Origin of the sequence: Methanobrevibacter sp. 87.7, assembly GCF_002208625.1 — an archaeon.
GTDB lineage: Archaea > Methanobacteriota > Methanobacteria > Methanobacteriales > Methanobacteriaceae > Methanarmilla.
This window is the reverse complement of record NZ_MRCT01000092.1, coordinates 1-7670: the sequence shown is the minus strand read 5'-3', so window position 1 is coordinate 7670 and position 7670 is coordinate 1. Positions and strand designations below refer to the sequence as shown.

The 7670-nt window shown below is 24.7% G+C and carries 6 protein-coding genes; 2 read left to right on the top strand and 4 right to left on the bottom strand.

The window, feature by feature from the left end:
* The first annotated feature begins 320 nt into the window (after positions 1-320).
* Complete coding sequence (locus BGI41_RS05510) at positions 321-1280, top strand: Gfo/Idh/MocA family protein (RefSeq protein ID WP_088539323.1); 960 nt, start codon at positions 321-323, stop codon at positions 1278-1280.
* A 26-nt stretch (positions 1281-1306) separates the two neighbouring features.
* Positions 1307-1930 (top strand): orotate phosphoribosyltransferase-like protein, encoded by a 624-nt coding sequence (locus BGI41_RS05505; protein ID WP_088539321.1) that lies wholly within the window; start codon positions 1307-1309, stop codon positions 1928-1930.
* 444 nt (positions 1931-2374) lie between these two features.
* On the opposite strand, the gene hemC is transcribed toward BGI41_RS05505, so the two are convergent.
* The 4 genes from hemC to BGI41_RS05485 form a co-directional block, all read right to left on the bottom strand.
* The gene (hemC, locus tag BGI41_RS05500) at positions 2375-3250 is read right to left on the bottom strand and encodes a hydroxymethylbilane synthase (protein ID WP_088539319.1); all 876 of its coding nucleotides are present in this window, start codon (positions 3248-3250) and stop codon (positions 2375-2377) included.
* A gap of 218 nt (positions 3251-3468) precedes the next feature.
* Complete coding sequence (gene cfbE, locus BGI41_RS05495) at positions 3469-4932, bottom strand: coenzyme F430 synthase (RefSeq protein ID WP_088539317.1); 1464 nt, start codon at positions 4930-4932, stop codon at positions 3469-3471.
* A gap of 210 nt (positions 4933-5142) precedes the next feature.
* Complete coding sequence (locus tag BGI41_RS05490) at positions 5143-6975, bottom strand: bifunctional NADP phosphatase/NAD kinase (RefSeq protein ID WP_088539315.1); 1833 nt, start codon at positions 6973-6975, stop codon at positions 5143-5145.
* A gap of 83 nt (positions 6976-7058) precedes the next feature.
* Positions 7059-7520 carry a pyruvoyl-dependent arginine decarboxylase gene (locus tag BGI41_RS05485; protein WP_088539313.1) on the bottom strand — a complete coding sequence of 154 codons (462 nt, stop codon included), beginning with the start codon at positions 7518-7520 and terminating at the stop codon, positions 7059-7061.
* Positions 7521-7670: the final 150 nt, after the last annotated feature.

Sequence of the window (7670 nt, the reverse complement as noted above, 5' to 3'; positions counted from 1 at the left end):
TTTTAGATTATATCATTCATTATTCTCTATTTTTTATATTTTTACTTAATGTTTGTTTATTTATTTTGATTTTATTTTGTTTATTTTTTAATTTTTTATTTTTTAATTAGAAGGTAAATTTTATATTAAATTAAATTTAAATAATTATATAAGATTAGTAAATACTATTAAATTTTTATAAATGGAATAAAGATTATTTTTAAAAATTTTAATTTTATTAAAGCTATTTTTAAAGATTTTTCAATTTTCAATTAAAAAAGATATTTTTAAATATCTTGAAATTAATATTATTATAAGTTATAAGTTATCGGAGGAATAGTGTGAAGAACATTAATGTAGGTGTTATCGGTGTTGGAGCAATGGGATACAACCATGCCCGTGTATATTATAAATTGGAGAATGCAAATCTTATTGCAGTATCAGATGTATCAGAAAATACTTTAAATAAAGTAGCAACTAAATTTGATGCAAAACCTTATGCTGATTATGAAGATTTATTAAATGATCCTGAAATAGAGGTTGTAAATGTATGTGTACCAACCACTTTTCACCATGATGCAGTAATGGCAGCTATTGAACATGGAAAACATGTTCTTGTTGAAAAACCAATAGCATTTAGTTTAGAAGAAGCTGAAGAAATGATTCAAGCAGCTCATGATAAAGGAGTATTACTTGCAACTGGACATGTAGAGAGATTTAATCCAGCTGTACAAAAAGCTAAAGAATTAATTGACAATGATGTCATTGGTGATGTTGTATCTGCATCAGCTAAAAGAGTAGGTCCATATCCACCTAGAATAAGAGATGTAGGTGTTGCAATAGATTTAGCTATTCATGATTTAGATGTAATGTACTACTTATTTGATCAAGATGTAAAACAAGTATATGCTACAATGGGTAGTATTTTAGAAGATTGTGAATATGAAGATCATGCAGAAATTATGGTTAATTTTGCTGGTGGAACAACTGGTATGCTTGAAGTTAACTGGTTAACTCCTTATAAAAGAAGAGAAATATCCATTACTGGGACTGATGGAATTATTAGTGTAGATTATATTGATCAAAGTATTGATGTTCATGGTAAATTTGCACAAGATATCCAAATTGAACATAAAGAACCATTAAAAGAAGAATTAAGTTCTTTTTTAGATGCTGTTGCTAATAATAAACAACCTGTTATTACTGGTGAAGATGGTCTTAATGCTCTTAAAATGGTTATTGCTGCAGATAAATCTTCACGTGTCCAAAGACCAATTTCTTTTGATGAATTAGAAGATTAAATTTAATTTTTATAATTGGTGATTATATGGATAACACTGAACTTATTGAAAAGGCTCATGAATTAAGGGCTCATGGATTAACTACTGGTGAAATTGCTGATGAATTAAATGTATCTATTGATACTGCTAGATGGTTAACACTTCAACAAGCTACTAATGCTAAAAAAGAGGATGTTCCTGTCGATTTTGCTGTAAATTGGAATAGTCTTGGTGGAAGTTCTACAAGACTTAAATATGTTTCAGCAGCTTTAAGTGATATGACTCTTACTGAAGGAGAAGCTGATGTAATTCTTGGTATTGCTGTTAGTGGTATTCCATTTGCAACTATGATGGCAGATTATTATTCTTATGAAATGGGTTATGATACAGCTCTTGCAGTTTTCCATCCACAAAAAACAAAAATAGAAAATGAAGATTTTGCTGATAATGCTGGTACTATCAGTACTAATTTTGCTTCTGTTGAAGGAAAAAGAGTTGTTGTAGTTGATGATGTAATCACTAGTGGAAAAACTATGGATGAAGTAATTAATACAATTAAAACTCTTGGTGGAGAACCAATTGCTATTGCTGTTTTAATTGATAAAGCAGGTTTCGATTATATTGATAATGTTCCTGTTAAATCATTAATTAGTGTTTCTAGATTAGGATAATATTATCCTACTATTTTTTATTTTTTTATTTTAGTTTATTTTGCTATTTTTAGTTTTTTTAGCTATTTTTATATTTTTTAATTCTTTTTAGTTTTTAAGTATTTTTATCTTATTTTATATCTTATTTAGCTATTTTTCATTATTTTCATATTTTTTTTAAATTATTTTATTAATATTTATTAAATAATTAAATAAATTGTTTTAATAAATTATTAAAAAATTTATTTTTATTATTTTTAAAAATAGTATGTAAATTAATATTATATTATAGAAAAATTAAAAATTAGAGATTTATTATGTGTTTTTTTTATTTTAGTTTATATAAAAAAAGTAAAAATTAGAGATTTATTAAGTGTTTTTTTAATTTAGTTTATAGAAAAAGTAAAAATTAAAGTTTAAATAAGTTTTTTTCATAGAAAAAAAGTAAAATTAGAAGTTTAAATATTATAAGTATTCAAGTAATTCTCTTCCAACTTTAACTCCTAATTCTTTTGCAGATTTGATTGAAGATGCAGCTTTAACTTGATGTAATATTTCACCATCTTCATTTAATAAGATTGAGTAAAGTTCAAGTTTATTATCTTTATTTAATTTAGCATATGAACCAAGTGGCCATTGACATCCTATACCAAGTTCATATAGTACTGTTTTTTCAGCAAGTACTGCTTTGTTTGTATTATAATCATCTATTTTTTTAAGTGTGTTTATTACTTCTTTATTATCTTTTCTTGTAATAACTGCAAGTGCTCCTTGACCTGCTGCGGGTGTTATATAATCTGTTGGGAATTCTTCTTTAATATATTTTCTTAAATTTAATCTATTAATTCCTGCTTCAGCCATTAATGTTGCATCTGCTTGGCCATCAAGAACTTTTTTAATTCTTGTTTCTACATTTCCTCTTAATGGTTTAAATTCAAATTCTTTATTATGGTATTTACAGAATGCTTCTCTTCTTAAACTACTTGATCCAAGTTTTGAACCAGGTCCTAATTCTTCCCAACTTTTATTTGAAATTAGAATTTCATTTGGTTTTTCTCTTGTAGGAACTGCTGCAATTGTTAAATCATTATCAAGTTCTGTTGGAACATCTTTAAGACTATGTACTGCAAAATCAACATCTTCATCAAGAACTGCTAAGTCTAATTCTTTTGTGAATAGTCCTTTTGAATCCATGTTATATAACTGGGAGTTTGTAATTTTATCTCCTTTTGTTTTTATTATGTCAATTTCTATTTTTTCACCAGTAATATTAGCAAGTTCTTGGCATGTTTGTTTTGTTTGTGTAAGTGCTAATTGGCTTCCTCTTGTTCCTACTTTCATCTTTTCACTCCTTTTTATTTAAAGTTTTAATTAATAATTTTATTATTATTATTATTTTTTCTTTTTATCTTTTATTAATTTATGTTTAATTTCTTAAAGATTTTTATTTTATTTTTTATTATTCTATTTTTTAAAGTATTTTTTTACAATTTTTTATTATTCTATTTTTTTACAATTCTTTATTATTCTATTTTTTAAGGTATTTTTTATTAAAATACTCATCTTTTATTTATTTGACTATAATTTGATCTATAGATTAATAAAATATTTTTATTATTTTCTATTCCATAATCTATTGCTGAATTTAGATTATCAATATATTTTACTTTATTTTTATCTTTAATTTTATTTAGTAATGATTTACCTAATTCATCAGTTAATATAATTTTATTTTCTTTATCTTTCATAAGAATATTATTTAATGAATTTCCAAGTTTGTCTTCATCTATTTCTTCACATGTAATACCATATTTTCCACCAATTATTATAGTGTAATTATCATATTGTGATATCATTTTAATTGATTTTTCAATTGCTTTTGTATTTATTCCAGGATTGATTTCTTCAATTATTATTGAATTTTTTATTTTTTTAAGTGATGTTCTTCCAGGCAATCCTTTAAATTTTCTTATTTTTTTACTAATTTCTTCTTCATTTATTCCAAGACTTAATCCACATGTAATTCCTGCTAAAAAGTTCATTACATGATATTCTCCTGGAGCAAATATTTCAATATCAAATTTTCCATTAATTTTATTTTTTTTATTTGTAATTAAATCTTTATATTCTATTGTTAATTTGGTTTTTTCTAGATTATACTGGATATTTTTAGCTATTAAGTTTGCATTATTATCTGTATTTTCTTTATAAATAGTAAATGTGTTAATATTATCTTTATTTTTAAATTCTGGATAATATTTATTTATTGTTTCTAAATTTGCTACAATATATTTACAATTAAATATTTGTTTTTTTGCAATTTCTGCATTAGATTTACCTTTTGCTATTTGATAATTTTCAACAATATTTGTTAATATTCCAATATCTCCAATACCACATGCTCCAAGTGATGATTCAAATATTGCAGATTTATATCCTATGTTATTTTTTGTGTTTCCATCATTTTCAAGACTACATTTTGGATTTTCTATTTTTCTTGCTGTTTCAATTGTTTCTATAATATTTGCTGGTGTAATACTGATATTTTTTGCTAATGTGATTTTTTTATTGTTTTTAAATAGGTATGCTCCAAAACTACTTAGTATAAGTGGATTATTAAGGATTTCTTTTAATATAAAGCAGGTACTTGTTTTACCTTTTACTCCTATAATTTCAATTATTGGAATATTTAGTTTTTCCATTTTTTTAGTCCAATTTTCAAGTATTATTTTTACTCCTTCATGGTGTGTATAGTATTTAATCTTTGGATTTATGATTTTTTTATAATCTTCTTTTTGAAGCATACAGTGTATTGGTGATATTATATTTAGGTTTTCTATATTTTTCAACTTTGAAATATCTTCAATAATTTTAACATTGTAAAATTGAAGAACTTTTCTTTTATCTTCATTTAATGTATTATAAATGTCATATACATAAACAATATTTTTATTATTTTGTTTTTTTAATGAAATTGCTATTTTTACTCCACCATGAGTCATATCAACTACAAGATATTTCATAATATCACATGTTTTTTACTTTATTTTTTGATTTATAGAATTTTTATTAAATTTAGTTTTTATAAATTTTGTATTAATTTTTATATTATTTTTATTACTAAATTTTATTTTATTTTCATCTAAAGTTTATAATTAAATAAATTTCAAATAAAAATAGTATAAATAAGGTTTTTAAAACCTTATTTATTTTAGAATTTAATTTATAAAGATTTAAATTCTTCTTGGTTCGGTGTTAATTCCACCTTCACTTAATTTAGCTTTTACTTTGCTATAAAAGTATTTATTATTTGTTCTAATGAAAGTAACATCTTTTTGTGATTTTTTAAAGATTAATTCTTCCATATAATTTACTTTTTCGATGTTTTGACCATCCATTACAAATATTGCACTTTTACCTCTTTTAAGTAATTTAACACGTATTTCACTACTATCAGATACAACAAATGGTCTTACACCTAATTTATATGGGCAAATTGGTACAATTACAAATCCTCTAACTTTAGGATCTACAATAGGTCCTCCTGCAGACATACAATATGCTGTAGAACCACTTGGTGTAGAAATAATTAAACCATCAGCTCTAAATTCTTCTACAATTTCTCCATCTACTGAAATTTCAAATTGTAACATTTTAGCAGGTTTATCTGTCATGATTACAACTTCATTTAATGCAGTGTATTCATGATTTTCATGTGAGACAATGATTTGACTACGTTTTTCTTTATAATATTTACCATCTAAAATACTATCTAAGGTTTTAAATGTATCATTAACTTCAATTTCAGTTAAGAATCCAACTGTACCCATGTTAATACCAAATATTGGTATTTCAGTTGTTATATGGGATTGTGTTCTAAGTAATGTACCATCACCACCAAGGATAATTGCAAAATCACATCTTAAATCTTGAAGATCTGTTGCAAGACCATTGAAGTTTATATTTTCTATTTGTTTTGCAATGCTTGGTGCTTTTTTCTGTGTATCTTTAATGATTTTTAAAAGATGAGGGTTATTTTTTAGTTCAGTAAGTTTTTTAGCAAGGGATGTTTCAATAGATACATTAATACCTTTATCAAGTAATGTGTTTGCAATTTTAACTGCAAAGAGCATTGATTTATATTCATCAATTCTTGAAACTATTGCAACAGAATCAATATCCTTAGTTTCATCATTATTTATGATTTTAATAAGTTTTTCATGGAGTTTTTTATTACTTGCACCAATAACTATAACTTTTTCATAAATACTTAATTTTGTATCTAGTTTTTCACCATATTTATTTGTAACAATTGCTCCTGCTTCTTTAACTATTAATTGACTTGCAGCAATATCAATTACTCTACTTCCTCTTAAATCAAGGAATGCATCATATTTTCCACATGCTATATAAGATAATTCAAGAACAACAGAACCAAGAACTCTCATTCTTCTTGCAGTATCTACAAGAGAAGAAACAGATACTGTTTTACTTTTTGTAAATCCACCAAGTGAAATTTTATCAAGTTGATCTTCTTTACTTGGATGCATTTCTTTATCATTAAGTAATGCTCCTTTTCCTTTTACTGCTTGGCATATATCTCCATTTGCAAAGTTTTTAATTGTACCTATTTCAACATCTTCAAGTGTTGCAACTCTTCCTTTTGGAACTGGTGCTATTGCTATTGATATACCAAATGCAGGTATGTTTTTAATTGCATTACTTGTTCCATCTAAAGGATCACATAAAAATATATATTTAGATTCTGGTGTTTTTTCTTCTATAAGTTCTTCAGTAATATTTACTTCTTCCATCATTCCTTGTCCAAGTTTTAATTCTCCTATTTCTTCACTAATAAGGTAACATATGAAGTCTTGATTTTTAAGATATGATATAACTTGGTCTTCAGCAGCTAAATCAATACGAGATGTAGGTGTTCCATCAGCTCCTATTTTAACAAATTTTCCAGATTCTTCTTTTCCAAAATGTACTTTTACTGCATTTTCAACATTCTCTATAATATCAAGAGATATTTGTTTACACATCTCTATTTCTTCTTCATTCATAGAATCCCTCATTTATATATTATAAATTTACAATTTTTTTATTTAATAATATTTTAATTAAATGATACTTTTTATTAAACAATTTATTCATCAATAATATCATCATTAATATAAACAACTGATGCAACAACAGATCCAATTTTTTTAACAGTATGTGTTGAGTCTTCAACAATCATTTGATTGATTTTAACATTTCGCTTACGCATCATATATTTAACCATTTCTACAGCTTCTTTCCTGTTTTCTTCATTAGAAACATTGACATTGGTTGTTTCAACAACACAACCTAATTCATCACCTATAGCAACTGCTACACATGCAGTAATTGTATCTCCTTTATTATTTGATGTTATGTTTGAAAGAACACAATTTACCATTGCACCTGGTTTAAGTTTAGGTAGTTCTACAATTTCGGTTTGTTTTCCTAACATACTTGAAACCTTTATTAGATTAACATCTCCGATTCCTGCATCACTTAGTGCATTATCAAAGGCATTTAATCTTGTTGGTCCTTCTCCTTTTCCTGATACAATTGCTACTTTCATTTTTTAATTTCCTTATAATTTGATATAAAATAAAATTTTATTATTTAATTGTGTTTTAAAATATTAAACTATAATTGTTTAATAGTTTTGAAATTTTTAAACTAGTTTTATTTATTATATTATAATTTAATATAATTTATTCTTTAATTA